The sequence below is a fragment of the Bacillus cereus group sp. Bc031 genome, assembly GCF_027716265.1.
In the GTDB taxonomy this organism is placed as follows: Bacteria; Bacillota; Bacilli; order Bacillales; family Bacillaceae_G; genus Bacillus_A; species Bacillus_A paranthracis.
On record NZ_JAQFUL010000003.1, the window covers coordinates 56,131 to 74,087 of the forward strand.

Sequence of the window (17,957 nt, forward strand, 5' to 3'; positions counted from 1 at the left end):
AAGAAAACCTTAAAATTTCCTTAAAAATTCCATAAGTTACCGAAAGATGATATGATATTCGAGGAAATTAGGAGGGATTTTTTATGTATGAAGCAACTATTTTGCTCGTTGATGATGAAACAGCAATTTTACAATTACTAACTACCATTCTTGAAAAAGAAGGTTTTTCTCATATTACAACTGCAACATCCGCTGAAATAGCTTTATCTCTCACTCAGCAAAACGATTACGATTTAATTATTTTAGATGTCATGCTTCCTGGACAATCTGGTTTTGATATTTGTCCAATCATTCGTCAAAAAACAGATTGTCCTATCTTCTTCCTCACAGCTAAAACATCTGATTTAGATAAAATATCTGGATTTTCACACGGTGCAGATGATTATATTACGAAGCCATTTAATCCACTTGAAGTGGTAGCTCGTATGAAAGCACAACTCCGAAGACATATGAAGCAAGTTATGCCACACGAACAAAAAGCACAATCCAGTTCATTTGGTAGATTTGAAATTGATCGATATTCCGCAGAGCTTACAGTAAATGGGCGTGTTGTCGAATGTTCCGCCCAGCTATTTCAGCTATTACTCTTCTTTTGCGAGAATCCGAACTACGTATTTTCAAAAGAAGAAATATACGAGAAAGTTTGGGGAGCACCTGCCTATAATGGCGATGACAATACCGTTATGGTCCACATTCGAAAACTACGTGAAAAAATCGAACAAGACCCAAGTAAACCAGAATATATAAAAACCGTTCGCGGGCTTGGCTATAAGTTCATTACAAAGTAGGGTGACGATATGAACTTTAATAAACGACTTATTATCCAGTTTATCATGCAACACGTATTTGTTTTAGTTACATTACTGATTGCTGTAGTAGCTGCATTCACGTATTTAATTTTTCTTGTTACGAGTACTTCATACGAACCGAACATTCCAGATGCTGAAAATTTTATGATTGCAAGATACATCTCTTCAGAAGATGGCAATATTTCGTTAAAAGCTGAAGTAAAAGACTTAATTAAAGAGAAAAATGATTGGATTCAAGTTGTAGAGGAAAACGGAAAAGTTCTCTATCACTTTAATACACCTAGTGACGTACCGACATCTTATACGAAAACATCTTTATTCTCGTATATACAGAATCACATAGAAAGTCCTTATACATTTACATATTGGGAAATTGAATTAGAAGAAAAAAACGTACTTGTTATTTACGGCGGTATGTTAAAAAGCAATGTATTACTGAAAACGATACAGAAAGAGCACCCTTCTGTATCTACAGATTCATTCGCATTAACAGAAGAAGAAAAACAGTTACTTTCTAAAGAAAAGGCTACTCTTCAAATCTTTAATAGTGGCGGCGAAGAAGTATTCTCCTATCCAAATGGAAAGAAAAAAACATTTTCTGTTATACAAGCCGCTCTTAGCGAAAAGGAACCGTGGAATCATAAAGAAAACACGTCTAGCTTTTACGACACAAATAGCAATCATCTTCTCGTTGTAACTGCCAAAAATGAGTACTACTACCCAGATGATGAAATAGACGATGTATTTGCTAAAAAGTTTCTAATCGGATGCGGATTAATCCTTCTTATCGTATTTGTTTATTTAGTCATTCTTTCTATTTGGTACGGTAATAAATTTGGAAAACCGTTATTACATGCGATGCGCTGGCTTAAAAACATAGCTGGTGGAAAGTACGAAGAGCCTGTTAGTAAAAAAGGAAAACCTATCAGGTTCAGGAAATCTGGTAAAGAAAAATGGTCATTCCGCTTATTTAGTGATGTTACAAATTCACTAGAGCACCTTTCTATTACACTCAAAAAAAATGATGCGATGAGGCAAGTACTGCAGCAAACACGTGAAGAATGGATTACTGGTCTAACGCACGATTTAAAAACGCCACTAAGTTCTATATACGGCTACGCATTATTACTAGAATCAAAACAGTATAACTGGACCGATCGTGACATTCAGCAATTTGGCAGCGTTATGAAAGAGAAATCTCAATATATGACCACACTAATTGATGACTTAAGCTTAACGTATCAATTAAAAAATAATAGTCTTCCTGCGCAGCATGTAAACATTGAAATGAATCAATTCGTCCAAAAAGTATTATTACAATTCATTAATAATCCGACACTTCAAAATCAAAATATTGAATTCGTACCAAGCTCAAATAAAATTCAATATTTCATTGAAGAAAAATGGTTCCAGCGTATTATTGAAAACTTACTCGTAAACGCTGTAAAACATAATAATGAAACGACTAATGTAATTGTAAAGCTTTCACAAAATGCTACTTCATTCACACTCTCTATTTCAGATAACGGAAAAGGAATGGATGATAAAACGAAAGAGCTTCTATTTGAGCGATATTACAGAGGAACAAATACAGAAGAAAGCAACATTGGAACTGGACTTGGCCTCGCTATTACAAAGCAACTCGTTCATGCTCATAACGGAACGATTTCTATCGATAGCGAACTTGGAAAAGGAACGACGATTATACTTGTGTTTCCGTTTCGTTCATAGAAAAGGCGCTATGTGGCGTCTTTTCTTTTTTGGGAGAGTTTAGCGGTATATGAAATGATATAGACCATCTTTCTGAGTTTTTTTAGCGGTATATGAAATTATATCGGCGATTTTGCGAATATATCGTCGCAACTCACAATATATCAGCGATTTTTCAAATATATCAGCGCAACTCACAATATATCAGCGATTTTCTAAATATATCGACTTACCGACAAAAATCGACAACGCTAACCTACTTCCTCTACTATACAAAGTAAAAATAAAACTATTAACAAATACATTTCTAAACTGTTATACTATAAATAGAAGTATAAACTAACTAAGTTTTGCATAAAATGAAGTAGACGAGGTGCTTCCAACACCCCGTCACTGCAACTAATTACCGCAAGGTGGAAGGTTGCAACTAAAGCTTATTTGCGCTTAGAAGACTTCCCACGCTTCGCAGGCAGACGGGTGGTCTTCTTTTTGCGCTTTTTTGTCGTTAATTTCTTAAATCCCATAACTATACCTTCTCTAGCTATAGTTTTTGTGATTTCCAACAAAATTTGCAAAAGAAATTCCATACGATTACACCTCCTTTCTTCACCAAATGAAGAAAGGGCGTAACCTTCCACCCGCAATATTTAATTGCTATTTTATTTTACCATTTTCAAATGTATTACATATAAAGCAATACAAATTTAACAATCCACTCATAAAAAATAACCTTTCATAACTCACTATGAAAGGGCACTCCATATTTCAGCTATTTTCCTACCAATACAAACACATTCTCATCAGGTGCTTCCATTACCGCAACGTGTCCTGATTCTGTTGGAAATGGTTCACGAATCCATTTAACATCTTTAGTATCTTTTAAACTTTCATACGTTTGTTGCACATCTTCTACTAATACTTCGACTTCCATAAAATGAATATCCGGATGATTGCTTATTACTAACTCCGAACTTTTCTCATCTGGAAACTTCAATCCGATTAACGTCCAAATAACCCCTTCTTCTAGTTCTCTTTCTATAACCCAGTTTTGCTCCATTCCCATTTCTTTATAAAAAGAAACGGATTTTTCTATATCCTTCGTATGTATAGATACACATTCTAGTTTTTTGAACATATTCCCACTCTCCCTTTATAAAAAAGCGAACCATTTCTCAATGACTCGCTCTTACCCTATTATTTCTTCTTCACCGGTATCCAAAGCTCTACTTGAGCGAACTCACTTTTATCTTCGTGACAACGCTCATCGTATAATTCAAACTCTGTAACACCGCAATGTTCGTATCCTGAATGCGGGAACCACTCTGAGAATACTACATTCCACGTTTGGTGAATAGACGATACCATTTCTTCATGAGGAACTTTCGGCGTTGTAAATACCGCATATGTTGCTGCCGGGAACGTGCGCTTTGCAATTTCATTTGGTACATTTTCAAAGTCTGTGACTTCCATTCCGATAATATAAGTGAAGTCCCCTGTTTCTAAATTAAAATCAGTACATAATCCAAGCTCTACCCATTGGCTCGTATCTTTACGATTCGGAATTGTCGTTCCAAGATCTTTTTGTAAATATTCTTGCCAAAATGCTGGAATGTCTTGATGGTTCTTCCCTTCTTTACTTGTCGTCTTCAGTTCATAACCCGCCACTAAAAATCCCGGTTTATTTACAATACGATATTCCATTTGTATGCCTCCTAAATACGGATTTAATTTTCTTTGCTTTACATTCACGCTGTAATACATCGGTGTTTCTATTTCCTGCTTTCGATATTCACTCGGTGTCATTTGAAATAATTTTTTAAAGGCTCTCGTGAACGTTTCGTGAGATTGAAAGCCATGTTCAAATGCGATATCAATAATTTTTTCATCCGTATGAGAAAGTTGATAAGCTGCCCGGGCTAACCTCCTCTTCCGAACATACTCCATTACCGTATCACCTACTAACGCCTGGAATACACGATGAAAATGCGACTCAGAAAAACCTGCAATGCGAGCTAACTTACGTAGCGTCTGTTTTTCCATTACATCTTCCTCAATATAATCAATGGACCTTTGAATTTGTGTTTCATAGCTTTCCATCTCTGTTCACCCGCCTTATATGTATTATGATAAAAGAGAATCTTATCCAATTCTTGACGTTTTTTACTATAATTCCATGAAAAATTGTAACTTTTTTATATGTTTTTCGTTGTTATGTGTGAAGGGAGGGAAATGTAGTGAAACGTAAACAATCATTAGAAGAAATTTATTCAGAACATATGCAAGATTTATTTCGCTATCTTCTCTCCCTAACCGGAGATTCCCATTTTGCTGAAGATCTCATGCAAGAAACCTTTTACCGCATGCTCGTCCATATTGACTATTACAAAGGCGAAGAAATTAGACCGTGGTTATTTACAATTGCCTACAACGCCTTTATCGATTGGTATCGAAAAGAGAAAAAATATAAAACAACTACAGTGGAAGAATTCCATTTACCAAACGTGCCAAGTACAGAGCACTCTTATTTCATAAAACATGAGATTGCTAGTTGGTTAGAAGGTTTATCTTCTCTTCCGCTTGAAAGACGAAATATTCTGTTACTACGAGATTACTACGGATTCTCATATAAAGAAATAGCAGAGATGACCGGTCTCTCACTAGCGAAAGTGAAAATTGAATTACACCGTGGTCGAAAAGAAATGAAAAGCATAAAGGAGTGATACGGATGGGTTGTACAGAATTTAAAAAACTATGGGAGAAGTACGAAAACGGAACGCTCATGCATGATGAACAGAAACTGTTAGAAAGTCATATTGAGACATGTGAAGAATGCGAGGCTTACTTAGATCAATTGCTTTCAAAAAGTGAAACAATAAAGAAAAAACTACCACCACAAAACCTGAAAGTTCCGTTTTGGAAAATAAAATGGAAACAACGTTGGCAAACCGTTAGTTTTGTCCTTGCCGTTTGTATTGCAATCTATTTTGTCGACCATTTTTCGTCTTCTCTTTACTTCTATAATATGAAAAAGTTAGTCGAAGTAGATGAAATTCCAGCACTCGCACTAGAAGCAACAATTCCAAATAGTCGTTCCACTGGAGGCAGTACAAAGATTAAACCCTTTTTCCGTACAGAAATTGAAATGAATTTAGTTAAAACGGTCGGTAAAAAAGAAATGCCAATTGGTACAGTAACAACGCGTAGCTTCTTATCATCTGTAACTGACACAAATCAATCATGGGCAAATAAACCCTATTCCAACAAACTTTCCTTTGTTCATCCAAAAATAAAGCAAGATGATCATTTGAAAGAAATCTCTAAAAAAGTTTGGAGTACACTCGGAAAGATACATGAGGGCACCGTTGCAGAAGTAGCGATATCTTTTGACAAACCTTACACTTTACAAGAATTAGCATCCATTCTATATAGCACATTTGAAGCACAAGAAATGCCGCCCACTCCTATATGGTACGCTTTAGACACAGGGCAAGAAAGAATAGATGAAGAAGATTTCATTCTACATGGCGGAGAGGTTATCGGATTTTCAGAACATATAAATCTCCCTGATAATGAAGCAAAACGACCGAAGACAAAAGAAGATGAAGTAATCGAAATGATGCGTATTCTTTCTGAGCATAAAAAAACTGTAAGCAAAACTACTTGGACTCCTGAAAAAGAGCTGAACTTAGATAAGCGTTATGAGTATGTAAAAGATAACGGCGTAAAAGTATATGGCATTGTCATTACTGGGCCGTCGAAAGAACTGTTAAAATTACAAAACTCACCTCACGTTCGTTATGCGACTCTTGGAGATATTGAGGTTTGGAATTGGTTTGATCAGTGATGTAAAAAAGTAGAGCATCACTCCTAGATGCTCTACTTTTTTATTCCCTCTCCACAAACTTCCAAACTAAAAATACTGCACATAAATAGGAAAGCCCAATAACTAAAAAGCTGTAGCTTGCCCCTCTGTACCAATTGGATGATTCATTTAAAATGATTCCCATAATTGCTATACCGACTAATGCACCAATTTGACGATTTACATTTAAAGTTGCTCCAGCCATATTCCCATTCTCACGACCAGCAGATTTCATTACAATTGTAGTCATGGCAGGTACTGCTATACCGATTCCAAGATTAACAACACTATAAATGATTGCAATTCCTAAATAACTCACATTATTTACTAGAAGCATTAATAATAAAGACCCTATACTAGCTATAAATAACGCTATGAATAGTAACGATTTTGAGCTAAACTTACTCACCATTTTTGCAAATAATACATTCCCAATAACAAATACGCTCATCATCGGCAATAGTTGTAATCCTGCTACAAATGGGCTTGCTCCATATGCTTTTTGTAAAAAAAGTCCAAACATAAATATGCCGCCAAATAACGCAAAGTTTATTAGAAATCCAACTATATTCGCCGAGATAAATGTCTCGTTTTGGAACAACACTCTTGGTACAACTGAGTTTTTTGATTTTCGTTCTGCATAAACAAAGAGAATAGTAGTTAATACTGTCCCCACTACTCCGCCTAAAATTTGAGGCGAGGACCATCCGTAACTTGGCCCTTCAATTAGAGTAAACGCCAATAATGTTATTGCAATTATACCGATTAAATGATTTAATACGTTTATTTTCTCCTTTTTCGGTAAAATGTTTGGAATAATTACAAAGGCCATTAAAATACCAATCATCCCAATTGGAAGGTTTATAATAAAAATGCTCCGCCAGCCAAATGTATTTACTAAAAGGCCACCAATAAAAGGGCCCGTACCAGAAGCAATGGAGACAATTGCGGACCATATCCCAAACATTTTAGCTCTCTTCTTTTCATCCGGAAACGATACTACTAATAAACTAAGTGAACTTGGCATAAATAAAGCCGCTCCAACGCCTTGAATTATCCGCCCAATAACAAGAGCGTTCCCCGTTGTAGCAACCGTACATAAAAGAGAGGCGAACACAAAAATAATTAAACCAATTAAATATATTCTTTTTGCTCCAAATCGATTGGCCAGCGCCCCTCCAGCTAATAATAATGCCGCAAAAGATAGAATATATCCGTCAACAATCCATGTCGAACTATATAATGTTAGTCCTAATGTTTCTTGAATATTCACCACTGCAACATTTACTACTGTTACGTCTAATGTTGCCATAATAAATCCCATTGCCAAAGCGATTAAAATGATAATACCTGATTTCTCTTCTGTTTGAACATCTAAATTTCTGCTAGCCACCCCATTCACTTGCTTACTCCCCTTTCAAAAATTAGTAATTTACCTATATATTCCTTTAGGACTATAATAAATAAAGTACTTTAATTATAAAAGTACTGATTTTTTATATAGTACCTATACTTTTATATAGTAAGGAGCCTTTATATGGAAAATATAAATGAAGAAATTTTATTAAAATGCCCCATTGAAAAAACAATGTCTGTAATAGGTGGAAAGTGGACTTTCTTAATTTTAAGAGATTTGTTCTATGGTCCTAAACGTTTTGCTGAGCTTGAAAGATGCCTAAACAGTATTAGCCCACGCACTCTATCTCTTCGCTTAAAAGAACTTGAACAAGAAAATATTATAAAGAGAACAATCTACTCAACTATGCCACCTCACGTAGAATATTCACTAACAAAAAAAGGCGAAACACTCCGTCCTATTTTTGACGCGATGAAGGATTGGGGAAATGAGTGGAAAATATTAGATGAATAAAAAGAAGGTATCATCTTATGTGATGATACCTTCTTTCTATTCATCCGAAATCACTTTCACATACATCCCTTTCACCGCTTTTTCATAAGCGCTATCACTCATCTGTCTTATGTTTTCTGACACAACAGACGACGGAACGACTTCCCCCTCACAAAGTAACGGTGGATCAATAAGACGTACTTTATTTTTCTGATACAAATCATAATCGTTTTTATCTTCTTTTACCTTTACATTCGGATGAACTTTGCTTACTAAAGCATGTACTTCTGGATCACTACATTGCTGCAATTTCGAATTTAGCTCATCATCTTCAAGAAGAAAATCATCTGCATGAATAACCTTTTTGTGTAGAGCTAACTTTAGCGTTTTTGCTAACATGTCATTTCCATAAATATTCATTGGTTGCATAAAGAAATCGATGACTTCTTTGTAATACGTTTCTGTAAACCATTCAGCTATTTCGATATTTTGAAGGACCATTCTCCCCTCTACTGCGATAATATCCTCTAAAAATCTATGAACCTCTTCTAAAGAAATATACCCATATGTATACATATCTCGTAACGTATAATCCACTCGATCTGCGCATAATTCTGGCGCTGACCTTTCCAGTAACGTCCACTTCGAATCATCTAACAAAATCTCTTCATAGTTATAGCCATACTTCGCAAGAATCGCTGGAATTTCTGAATTTTTCACAACAGCACTAAATATTTCTTCATGATAACTTTCATTTTTGTTATCAAAAACATAATCAATCACATGAGAAAAAGCAGTATGCGATACGTCGTGCAGTAAACCAGCAATTTGTTCCTCTACTGAGCCACCGAGTTTCTTAATTAACAACATAACGCCAACTGAATGATCAAAGCGCGTTACATTCCATTCCTCATTTATTAAATAGCTTGCGCCAGTTTGATGAATACCTTTTAACCTTTGCACAGACTTACTTACAATTAATTCTTCTACTACTGGATCCACTTCAAATTCTCCGTATAGCACATCTGATATGATCACTTATAATCCCCCTTTATCTTATAATCGTAACTCTTTTATGAAATCGACACCAATAAAATATTAAATTCAAATATATTGATTTTAGATTATAAGTATTGTATATTATACATGTCTGTTATTTGTTTTAATTCATTTATTTTTATTGAGTGCTCCTTATATGGAGCCTTTTTTATTTGTAAAAATAGAGAGCCATTAGCTCTCTATTACATACACTTATTCAAACGTAACCTCCACCTGTACAATCTCCGACCTACTTCCAAGTCTTAATGGTGGCCCCCAAAATCCGAAACCAGAAGAAACAATTGCGTGGAATGCACCTTTTTGTGCGTATCCCCAGTCTAGTTCGTACATTCTTCTAGTTACAATATGATTCGGTGCCATTTGTCCGCGGTGCGTGTGACCAGATAATAGTAAATCTACGCCAGCATCCGCTGCTTGTTTCAACTCAAATGGTTGGTGATCCATTGCGATAACTGGCATGGATTTATCTACTGTACTCATAAGTTTTTCAAAGCTTTGGCGATCTCGCTCTGTTTTATCTCTTCTTCCAACGAGATAAAACTGATCTTCAATTGTAATTACTTCATCTAATAAAATGCGAATATCGATCTTATCCATCTCTTGCAGGAATTCTGGAACTGCTCGCCCGTAATATTCGTGATTTCCTAACACACCATATACGCCTAGTGGAGCTTTCATTTGTTTCATAATATGTCCCATATTTTTTTGAATGAACACACCTGGATGATCATCGATAATATCACCTGGCAGTAAAATAATATCCGGCTCCATTTCATTTACATGACGAACAAGCCTTTTCAAATGCGAAACGCCAGATAATTTACCGAAATGCATATCAGAAGCCATCGCAATGCGTAAGCTTTTACGTCCCTCTACTTTTTTCGGAATGTGCACCTCATACTTTCTTACTACCGGGCTATATGCATTAAATACTCCGTACGCAAAGATAAAAATAAATGCAGCTAACACAGCTGCCCCTGTCCAAATAATTGCCGCTTCTTTCTCTACTACAAACTGTAAAAGAAAGACTGTAATATTAGCTAACGGCAATAACATAAGCGCGTATTGTATAACCGCAAACCAAATCGAACCTATCGTTCGTAGAAATGGCAAAAACTTAAACACTTGCACGAGAATGTACGCATAGGAAATGAAGCCAACAACGAAAGCGTAATATCCCCAAGACTCCCAGCCAAATACGGCATGAAGCCAAACCCAGCCGTTCCAGCCTATGTAGAGCATAAGTAGTGTGTATATAATTAATATCGTAAATATATTGAGATAACGAAGATTCTTCACAACTAGCCTCCTTATTGATTTCTTCTATTATAACTTGTTATGCACTTATAGCGTAAATATTAAGCACAATGACCTTCACAATAAAAACCTCTAACTGTTTAGTGTTATTGCGTTTGTTACGACGCAAATTGGAGAGTTGATGAGGAGGAGTATATAAACAATACAGCGGCGATTCCCTTGATAAAGACTCATAAAATTTCATTATCCAAAACTCACCTATGTAATTATGCATAACCATCCCTTCTGTTTTATTTTCATGTTACGATATAAATGAAATACGACATATATCGACAAAAATAAAAGGAAGTGATTGTATGAAACGTTCTAAAACATATTTAAAATGTTTAGCATTATCCGCTGTTTTTGCTAGTAGCGCTTTAGTGCTTTCAACACCTGCTGCTTACGCCCAAACGACGTCACAAGTTGTAACAGATATCGGACAAAATGCAAAAACACATACGAGCTATAATACATTTAATAATGATCAAACTGATAATATGACAATGTCTTTAAAGGTAACTTTCATCGATGATCCAAGCGCTGATAAACAGATTGCCGTTATTAATACAACTGGTAGTTTTCTAAAAGCAAATCCTACTATAAGTAGTGCGCCTATTGATAACTACCCAATCCCTGGCGCTAGTGCAACATTACGCTATCCCTCACAATATGATATTGCCTTTAATCTTCAAGATAACAGCGCTCGTTTCTTTAACGTAGCACCTACAAATGCTGTAGAAGAAACGACTGTAACCTCTAGTGTATCTTATCAACTTGGCGGTTCTGTTAAAGCTTCTGCAACGCCAAATGGACCTAGCGCTGAAGCGGGTGCAACTGGCCAAGTAACTTGGTCTGATTCTGTAAGCTATAAACAAACTAGTTATAAAACAAACTTAATTGACCAAACAAATAAAAACGTAAAATGGAACGTATTCTTTAACGGATATAACAATCAAAACTGGGGTATTTACACACGTGATTCCTACCATTCTTTATATGGAAACCAACTGTTCATGTACTCTCGCACATACTTATATGAATCTGATGCAAAAGGTAATTTAATACCGATGGATCAACTTCCAGCGCTAACAAATAGTGGTTTCTCTCCTGGTATGATCGCTGTTGTTATCTCTGAAAAAAATACAGACCAATCTAACCTACAAGTCGCTTATACAAAACATGCCGACGACTACCAACTTCGTCCAGGCTACACATTCGGAACTGCAAACTGGGTTGGAAACAACGTAAAAGACGTTGATCAAAAAACATTTAATAAATCGTTTACACTAGATTGGAAGAATAAAAAATTAGTAGAGAAAAAATAAAGAAAACCGAACCGTCACTTAGGTGGTGGTTCGGTTTTTTATTGAAATAAAAAACTCCTTTAGTTCTTTCGGCAACATAAACAGACTTTTTTTCACTTTATGGAAAGATTCATGTGCCTTTCTACTTAAAGCTAATATTGGTACTTTATTTCAACTTATCCGCCTTCGCAATAAATTGTGCTGCTTCCGCACGACTTACCGCTTTATTTGGAGCCCAGCCATTATCTGTTCCAATTGAAATCTTTTCTTGGATTAAAATATTGGCATACTTCGCACCCCAATGATTGTTTAAGTCAGCAAATTCTTTCGGTAGTTTTATATTTTCATTTCTTTCTAATTTATATGCATTTACTAACATAGAAGCCATTGATGCACGGTTAATTAACCCGCCCGGATTAAAGTTTCCCTTCTCATCACCTTTTACAATACCTGCTTTTTCAACAGCAGCGATATACGGCGTTGCCCAGTGATTTTGTGCATCAGGGAATGATGGCTTTGCATCTTTCTGAATTTCTAACCGTAAAACAGTTGCTACTATTTTTGCAGCGGAACTACGATCAATATTTTCAGCTGGTGCAAATGTACCATCTGGCTTACCGTGTACTGCTTCTTTATCTACTAAATATTGAACTGATTCTTGTGCCCAAGTTGGTACGTCAGAGAATTTAGGCTTCTGTTCAATTGCACTCGCATCGATTTCAAACTGTACTTGATATGTATGATCATATTTAATTGCTGGAATTAATATATGCATTTGCATATTATATTTTTTCGAAAACTCATCAATTTCAAATTGAACAACTTTCGTACCGTTATTTGCTTTATCTTCGGAAATTACTTTTACATCATGGAATGTCCCTACTTTATTCGTATCTTCTACTCTAAGATACTGGAAATAGCTACTATCTTGAACTGTTAACGTAACGATTTTTTTATCACCTTGAATGGTTACTTTTGCATTTTTTAAATATGTAGACGCAACAGATGTATCATTCGTTTGATCTTTATAAGTCTTTAAAATAACGTCATACGTGCCATCTGCTAATTTGCTAGCTGCTTTCATTTCTACTACCGCTAAATGGAACTGCTAACGTTGCTGCTATAACAAATGCATTCATATATTTTTTCTTAATCATTATCAATATGACATCTCCCTTTATATAAATATATCCAACATAACCATCACATTGATAATGATTATCAATGTCAAATAAAAATAATACTATTATTTTCTACATAAGTACGCCTTCCGCTCGTTATTAAAAAGTAAATAATGCGCCGTATGAACTTTTCGTTCTAAATAATCAATAGAATAAGAGCTTGATGGATCAACTAAATCACCTATCGCTCCTGAAAGATGATCAATGACTTGCTGCAAAACCTCTAAGTTTTTCTTCTCACTTTCCGTATTCATTTCATCCATAATGTCACATATAAGATATTGTACTCGCCGCAAACGTAATTCCTTCTGCTCCACTTATATCTCCTCCTTATTAGTCATATTACGGTTTAAATATATGGCACCATAGCTTAACCAATGCTAAAAAATAGAAAGGCAACCATCTTCATAAAGATGGTTGCCCCTATATTTAAACTTGCATCGCTTTTTCTCTCAAAGCTCTTCTCAGCAACTTGCCTGTCGTATTCTTCGGCAGTTCTGTTAAAAATTCAATACTCTTTGGTACTTTATATTTTGCTAAATGTAACGCACAGTAATGCATAAGTTCTTCTTCTGTTACGTTCGTTTGTTTCAGAACGACGTACGCTCGCACTGCTTCTCCTAAGTTTTCATCAGGAACACCGATTACGACAACTTCCGCCACTGATTCGTGCATGTACAATACTTCCTCTACTTCACGAGGATATACGTTATAGCCGCCAACTAAGACGATATCCTTTTTGCGATCAACGATATAGAAGTAACCTTCTTCATCCATTTTCGCTAAGTCTCCTGTATACAGCCAGCCGTCCTTTAATGTCGCAGCTGTATCTTCTGGTGCGTTATAATATCCTTTCATAACGTTAGGTCCGCGAACAATTAATTCCCCAACTGCCCCGACTGGTACTTCTTCCCCAAGTTCATTTACAATTTTATTTTCTACATGCCAAATATTTGTACCGATTGATCCTGGCTTACGCGGACGATCAAGCGGGTTAAAACAAGTAACTGGTGATGCTTCTGATAAACCGTATCCTTCTGAAACGATAACGTCAAAACGTTTTTCAAAGTTTTGTAGAAGAGCAACAGGCATTGAAGCACCACCTGAAATACAAAGACGAAGCGTCTTCACATCTTCTGCGCTCGCTTCTTCGAATAAATATAAGTAATTGTACATTGTCGGTACACCGGCAAAAATCGTCGGTTCGTACGTGCGGCAAATACGGAATACTTCTTTCGGGCTAAATTTCGGTAACATTAAAATCGTTGCCCCGTTCACAATCGGTGCATTGACCGCCACTGTTAAACAGAATACGTGGAACATTGGCAGTGCCGCAACGACGCGATCATCAGCCGTATATTGTAAATACGACGCCACATCGCTCGCATTACTATATAAATTTTTATGCGTTAACATAGCGCCTTTCGGTTTTCCAGTTGTGCCCGAAGTGTATAGAATAACCGCTACATCTTCTTCATCTAGTTCTGGGCCTTCGTAAGTTACATCTCCAGCCCCTATCATTGTAGTAAACGTTTTCATTTTTTCGGTTTCTGTATGGTTAAAATCTGATGAGGTTTCGCATATGATGATGTTTTCAAGTGAAGGAAGTCTTGTTGTAAGAGATTGTATAACAGGTAGAAGGACGTCGAGTACGATAATTGTTTTTACATCTCCATTTTGTAAAATGTAATGCATTTCGTCTGCTGTATAAATTGGATTAACTGGAATAACAGTTGCTCCCGCTTTCATTGTTCCGTATAAACCGACCAAAAAATGTGGTGAATTTCCAACAACTAATGCAACATTGTCCCCTTTTCCAATGCCCATTTCTGCTAAATTGCTAGAAAACCTTGTGACCATTTTGTTTAATTGGTCATATGAGACCGACTGATCCATAAATATATAAGCCGGTTTATCCCCCTTCTTTTTCGCCGTTTCAGCCAAAGATTGAACGAGATTCACACAAACCCCACCTTTATAAAATTTAGAATATTTAAAAATTCTAAATTAATTATATTAAAAGAAAATTAAAGTGGCAAGTGTTATTCCATTAACTGCATATAAACAGATCACCTCCTCTTCATTTACTTTGGAAGGATAAGGGAATTTTATTTGCAAGTAATTTATGAAACTAGACCAAAAATCATTTTAGGATAATATGCACTCATCTTTTCTCTAAGTTTAGTAAGTTCCTCTTTATTTAACGTCGTATGCTCTCCAAACAAGTTAATCGCGTCCGCTCCATCTTCATGAAAATACACCGTAACATATAGTGCCGGTAACCCTGCATTGTCTTCATCTATTGAAAAGACGACATCTGGTGTCTTATTAACAGTGCTGAATGTTTCATTTCTTTTCCACTTCTTATTTTGAAACATGTCTTGTATTTCCTGTATCTTTCGTCTGTTATCTGTATGCGTAAAATATATAACATTATCTTTCGCTGGTTTTCCGATCGATAAAAGTATGCGACTTGAGGACGTTTCATCGTTACAAGCTGCTATTCCAATAACGAAGCTGAGCAATAATACAACGTACATTACTCTTTTCATTTCGATCCGCCTCCTTTTGAATATGTATATTCTTTTATAAGAGGCAGATGTCCTGTGATTTTATCGTATATAAAATTATATCGGCGATTTTTCAGATATATCAGCGCAACTCGAAATATATCAGCGATTTTCCAAATATATCGACCGCAACTCGAAATATATCAGCGATTTTTAAAATATATCGACTTACCGACAAAACGCGACAATCTACGCAAAAAGAAAGAGGCTGCCTTTACGGCAGCCCCCCTTATTTTTAGAAGAACAAATGTAAGAAATCTTCTGTTGTAATATTACCGAAGTAACGTGCGATATCTACGCCTTCTAAAGCTGCAGTGAATGCATCTTTATCAAATTGTACGCCTGTTAGACGTTCTTCAATATCATGCACATCTAGTGAACCGAAGAAGTCACCGTAAATTTTACATTCTGTTACTGTTCCTTTTTTCACTTCAAGACGAACGTCAACTTGTCCAACTGGGAAGCGGTGTGAATGTTGTAAGTTGAACTTCGGAGATTTTCCGTAGTTCCAGTCCCAATTGCGGTAGCGCTCTTCAGAAAGTTTATGGATTTCTTTCCAATCCTCTTCTGTTAATTCATACGTTGGAATTTCTGTTTCTCCTTCGAAAATTGTTTCTAGAAGAAGTTGTCTAAACTCTTCTGTCGTCATTTCTTCGTTTAGGAACTCTGTAATGTTCGCAACGCGGCTACGGATTGATTTAATTCCTTTGGATTGGATCTTATCCATTTTTACTTTCAGTGCTGATACGACGTGATCGATTTCAGAGTCAAATAGTAACGTACCGTGACTGAACATACGACCTTTCGTTGAGAACTGCGCGTTACCTGAAATTTTTCTGCCTTCAGCTAAAATGTCGTTACGACCACTTAGTTCTGCATTTACGCCTAATTTACCAAGCGCTTTCGTTACAGGCTCTGTGAATTTTTTGAAGTTGCTGAAACTGTCTCCATCATCTTTCGTAATAAAACTGAAGTTTAAGTTTCCTAAATCATGATATACTGCGCCTCCGCCTGATAGACGACGAACGACATGAATACCTTTTTCTTTTACGTAATCTGCATTAATTTCTTCTACTGTGTTTTGGTTTTTACCAATGATAATCGAAGGTTCATTAATGTAGAAAAGTAAATATGTTTCGTTAATATCTAAATTCTTCACACAATATTCTTCAATCGCTAAGTTTATTCTAGGATCTGTAATCCCTTTATTATCAATAAATAACATCGTATCACCTCATGAGTTCCATACGTAGCCACTATGCGCTAGCGTAATATGGCCACTGAAAATTTGTTTTGCTTCTGTTACTAAATCAGCTGGATTGCCTGTATGCGGTAAGTGCGTTAATAAAAGTTCTTTTACATTCGCATCTTTCGCAATACTTGCTACTTCTGTACTATTCATATGCCCTGCTTTTGCAGCCTCTTGATGTGCATACATATTACACTCACAAATGAAAAGATCAGCATCTTTTGTGAATGGAATAAATTCAGGAATATAACTGGAATCTGCGCTATATACTACAGCGTCATTACCTGCTGTAATACGCATCGCAAAGCATGTAACAGGATGAACAGTTTTTAAGAATGAAATCAGAACGGTCCAACTTGAAGTGTTTCTTCTGGATTGTACGCGATTCCTTTCGTATGCGGTTCATGCGTTAAAGACTGGAATCCACTCTCATCAAACGTATGACCGTATATTGGTAGTTCCGGTAGTTGTCCCTTTGTCGCACTCGTAATTAGTCTCGCATATTGCAATACCCCAATGTCTGCAACATGATCGTGATGATAGTGCGAAAGTACAACTGCATCTATATCAGATGGTGTTATATATTTTTGAAGCTGTGCTAGTACACCACTACCACAGTCTACAAGTAAACGAAAACCATCGTGTTCAAACAAATACCCCGACGTTGCTTCTCCCGCTTCTGGAAAGCCGCCCCAAAAGCCGACAACAGTCATTTTCATATGTATCCATCCTTTCTAAAACCGAGTAGAAATGCATGTTTCACTTACATTCTACATTGTTAACTATAATCCATTTCCTAAACTTTTTCATTAATTTTCAATTTTGTTATAAAACAGTTGTTGACTTTTGTTTTTTTGTACTAATACAATGATAGTAAGAAATGGAAATGGAGGGATTGACATGATCGATCAACCAATGGAGTTTTTCAGAAATTTACCGACGAAAACTTGTGCGCACTGTGGGAAAGAAATTGATGAGCAACACGAAGCATACCATAACAAATGTGATGACTGCGTTCACGAAGAATAGTAGTTTGTGAACAGAAAAAAACCTAGCAGACATAGT

At 36.1% G+C, this 17,957-nt stretch carries 17 protein-coding genes and 2 pseudogenes; 7 read left to right on the top strand and 12 right to left on the bottom strand.

Annotated elements, in window-relative coordinates; genetic code table 11:
- Positions 1-83: 83 nt before the first annotated feature.
- Together PDQ33_RS02335 and PDQ33_RS02340 are read left to right on the top strand one after the other, a co-directional pair.
- Entirely contained in the window at positions 84-788 is a 705-nt protein-coding gene (locus PDQ33_RS02335) for a response regulator transcription factor (RefSeq protein ID WP_270754594.1), read from the top strand.
- Positions 789-797: 9 nt separating this feature from the next.
- On the top strand, positions 798-2,540 hold the full coding sequence (locus PDQ33_RS02340; RefSeq protein ID WP_061131519.1) for a sensor histidine kinase: 1,743 nt from the start codon (positions 798-800) through the stop codon (positions 2,538-2,540).
- A gap of 413 nt (positions 2,541-2,953) precedes the next feature.
- Here the strand turns inward: PDQ33_RS02340 and PDQ33_RS02345 are convergent, their stop codons facing one another.
- The 3 genes from PDQ33_RS02345 to PDQ33_RS02355 all read right to left on the bottom strand — a co-directional run bounded on the left by PDQ33_RS02345 (position 2,954) and on the right by PDQ33_RS02355 (position 4,616).
- A complete protein-coding gene (locus PDQ33_RS02345; protein ID WP_000394952.1) occupies positions 2,954-3,106 on the bottom strand; it encodes a hypothetical protein in 153 nt (50 codons plus the stop codon).
- A 182-nt stretch (positions 3,107-3,288) separates the two neighbouring features.
- Positions 3,289-3,654 (bottom strand): VOC family protein, encoded by a 366-nt coding sequence (locus PDQ33_RS02350; RefSeq protein WP_012644261.1) that lies wholly within the window; start codon positions 3,652-3,654, stop codon positions 3,289-3,291.
- A 59-nt stretch (positions 3,655-3,713) separates the two neighbouring features.
- The gene (locus PDQ33_RS02355) at positions 3,714-4,616 is read right to left on the bottom strand and encodes an AraC family transcriptional regulator (protein ID WP_061131518.1); all 903 of its coding nucleotides are present in this window, start codon (positions 4,614-4,616) and stop codon (positions 3,714-3,716) included.
- 137 nt (positions 4,617-4,753) lie between these two features.
- Here PDQ33_RS02355 and PDQ33_RS02360 point away from each other — a divergent pair, with 137 nt between their 5' ends.
- On the top strand, positions 4,754-5,239 hold the full coding sequence (locus PDQ33_RS02360) for an RNA polymerase sigma factor (RefSeq protein ID WP_061131517.1): 486 nt from the start codon (positions 4,754-4,756) through the stop codon (positions 5,237-5,239).
- A 5-nt stretch (positions 5,240-5,244) separates the two neighbouring features.
- On the top strand, positions 5,245-6,363 hold the full coding sequence (locus PDQ33_RS02365) for an anti-sigma factor (protein ID WP_061131516.1): 1,119 nt from the start codon (positions 5,245-5,247) through the stop codon (positions 6,361-6,363).
- Between the two features lie 40 nt (positions 6,364-6,403).
- On the opposite strand, the gene PDQ33_RS02370 is transcribed toward PDQ33_RS02365, so the two are convergent.
- On the bottom strand, positions 6,404-7,783 hold the full coding sequence (locus PDQ33_RS02370) for an MFS transporter (RefSeq protein ID WP_061131515.1): 1,380 nt from the start codon (positions 7,781-7,783) through the stop codon (positions 6,404-6,406).
- 135 nt (positions 7,784-7,918) lie between these two features.
- On the opposite strand from PDQ33_RS02370, the gene PDQ33_RS02375 reads away from it, so the two are divergent.
- Entirely contained in the window at positions 7,919-8,251 is a 333-nt protein-coding gene (locus PDQ33_RS02375) for a winged helix-turn-helix transcriptional regulator (protein ID WP_061131514.1), read from the top strand.
- 36 nt (positions 8,252-8,287) lie between these two features.
- Here the strand turns inward: PDQ33_RS02375 and PDQ33_RS02380 are convergent, their stop codons facing one another.
- Both PDQ33_RS02380 and PDQ33_RS02385 read right to left on the bottom strand, forming a co-directional pair.
- Positions 8,288-9,268: an HD domain-containing protein gene (locus tag PDQ33_RS02380; RefSeq protein WP_270392929.1), complete on the bottom strand. Its 981-nt coding sequence runs from the start codon at positions 9,266-9,268 to the stop codon at positions 8,288-8,290.
- 213 nt (positions 9,269-9,481) lie between these two features.
- Positions 9,482-10,588 (bottom strand): metallophosphoesterase, encoded by a 1,107-nt coding sequence (locus PDQ33_RS02385; RefSeq protein ID WP_061131512.1) that lies wholly within the window; start codon positions 10,586-10,588, stop codon positions 9,482-9,484.
- A 314-nt stretch (positions 10,589-10,902) separates the two neighbouring features.
- Between PDQ33_RS02385 and cytK2 the strand changes: the two genes are divergently transcribed.
- Positions 10,903-11,913, top strand: a complete 1,011-nt coding sequence (cytK2, locus tag PDQ33_RS02390) for a beta-channel forming cytolysin CytK2 (RefSeq protein WP_000830621.1) — start codon at positions 10,903-10,905, stop codon at positions 11,911-11,913.
- Positions 11,914-12,058: 145 nt separating this feature from the next.
- On the opposite strand, the pseudogene PDQ33_RS02395 reads toward cytK2, so the two are convergent.
- The 6 genes and pseudogenes from PDQ33_RS02395 to PDQ33_RS02420 form a co-directional block, all read right to left on the bottom strand.
- Positions 12,059-13,049: pseudogene (locus PDQ33_RS02395) on the bottom strand (NEAT domain-containing protein).
- Between the two features lie 89 nt (positions 13,050-13,138).
- Entirely contained in the window at positions 13,139-13,390 is a 252-nt protein-coding gene (locus tag PDQ33_RS02400; protein WP_061131511.1) for a hypothetical protein, read from the bottom strand.
- A 112-nt stretch (positions 13,391-13,502) separates the two neighbouring features.
- Positions 13,503-15,035, bottom strand: a complete 1,533-nt coding sequence (locus tag PDQ33_RS02405; RefSeq protein ID WP_061131510.1) for a fatty acid--CoA ligase family protein — start codon at positions 15,033-15,035, stop codon at positions 13,503-13,505.
- 161 nt (positions 15,036-15,196) lie between these two features.
- Complete coding sequence (locus tag PDQ33_RS02410) at positions 15,197-15,625, bottom strand: hypothetical protein (RefSeq protein WP_000832616.1); 429 nt, start codon at positions 15,623-15,625, stop codon at positions 15,197-15,199.
- A gap of 253 nt (positions 15,626-15,878) precedes the next feature.
- The gene (locus PDQ33_RS02415) at positions 15,879-16,868 is read right to left on the bottom strand and encodes a lipoate--protein ligase (protein WP_000897258.1); all 990 of its coding nucleotides are present in this window, start codon (positions 16,866-16,868) and stop codon (positions 15,879-15,881) included.
- A 9-nt stretch (positions 16,869-16,877) separates the two neighbouring features.
- Positions 16,878-17,611: pseudogene (locus tag PDQ33_RS02420) on the bottom strand (MBL fold metallo-hydrolase).
- Positions 17,612-17,792: 181 nt separating this feature from the next.
- Here PDQ33_RS02420 and yhfH point away from each other — a divergent pair.
- A complete protein-coding gene (yhfH, locus tag PDQ33_RS02425) occupies positions 17,793-17,921 on the top strand; it encodes a protein YhfH (protein ID WP_000567010.1) in 129 nt (42 codons plus the stop codon).
- The last annotated feature ends 36 nt before the right edge of the window (positions 17,922-17,957 follow it).

What these genes read in the sequence shown, in the direction of transcription:
- PDQ33_RS02335 (WP_270754594.1), top strand. Translation starts at nt 84, where the DNA reads ATGTATGAAGCAACTATTTTGCTCGTTGATGATGAAACAGCAATTTTA.
- PDQ33_RS02340 (WP_061131519.1), top strand. Translation starts at nt 798, where the DNA reads ATGAACTTTAATAAACGACTTATTATCCAGTTTATCATGCAACACGTA.
- PDQ33_RS02345 (WP_000394952.1), bottom strand. Translation starts at nt 3,106, where the DNA reads ATGGAATTTCTTTTGCAAATTTTGTTGGAAATCACAAAAACTATAGCT.
- PDQ33_RS02350 (WP_012644261.1), bottom strand. Translation starts at nt 3,654, where the DNA reads ATGTTCAAAAAACTAGAATGTGTATCTATACATACGAAGGATATAGAA.
- PDQ33_RS02355 (WP_061131518.1), bottom strand. Translation starts at nt 4,616, where the DNA reads ATGGAAAGCTATGAAACACAAATTCAAAGGTCCATTGATTATATTGAG.
- PDQ33_RS02365 (WP_061131516.1), top strand. Translation starts at nt 5,245, where the DNA reads ATGGGTTGTACAGAATTTAAAAAACTATGGGAGAAGTACGAAAACGGA.
- PDQ33_RS02375 (WP_061131514.1), top strand. Translation starts at nt 7,919, where the DNA reads ATGGAAAATATAAATGAAGAAATTTTATTAAAATGCCCCATTGAAAAA.
- cytK2 (WP_000830621.1), top strand. Translation starts at nt 10,903, where the DNA reads ATGAAACGTTCTAAAACATATTTAAAATGTTTAGCATTATCCGCTGTT.
- PDQ33_RS02410 (WP_000832616.1), bottom strand. Translation starts at nt 15,625, where the DNA reads ATGAAAAGAGTAATGTACGTTGTATTATTGCTCAGCTTCGTTATTGGA.
- PDQ33_RS02415 (WP_000897258.1), bottom strand. Translation starts at nt 16,868, where the DNA reads ATGTTATTTATTGATAATAAAGGGATTACAGATCCTAGAATAAACTTA.
- yhfH (WP_000567010.1), top strand. Translation starts at nt 17,793, where the DNA reads ATGATCGATCAACCAATGGAGTTTTTCAGAAATTTACCGACGAAAACT.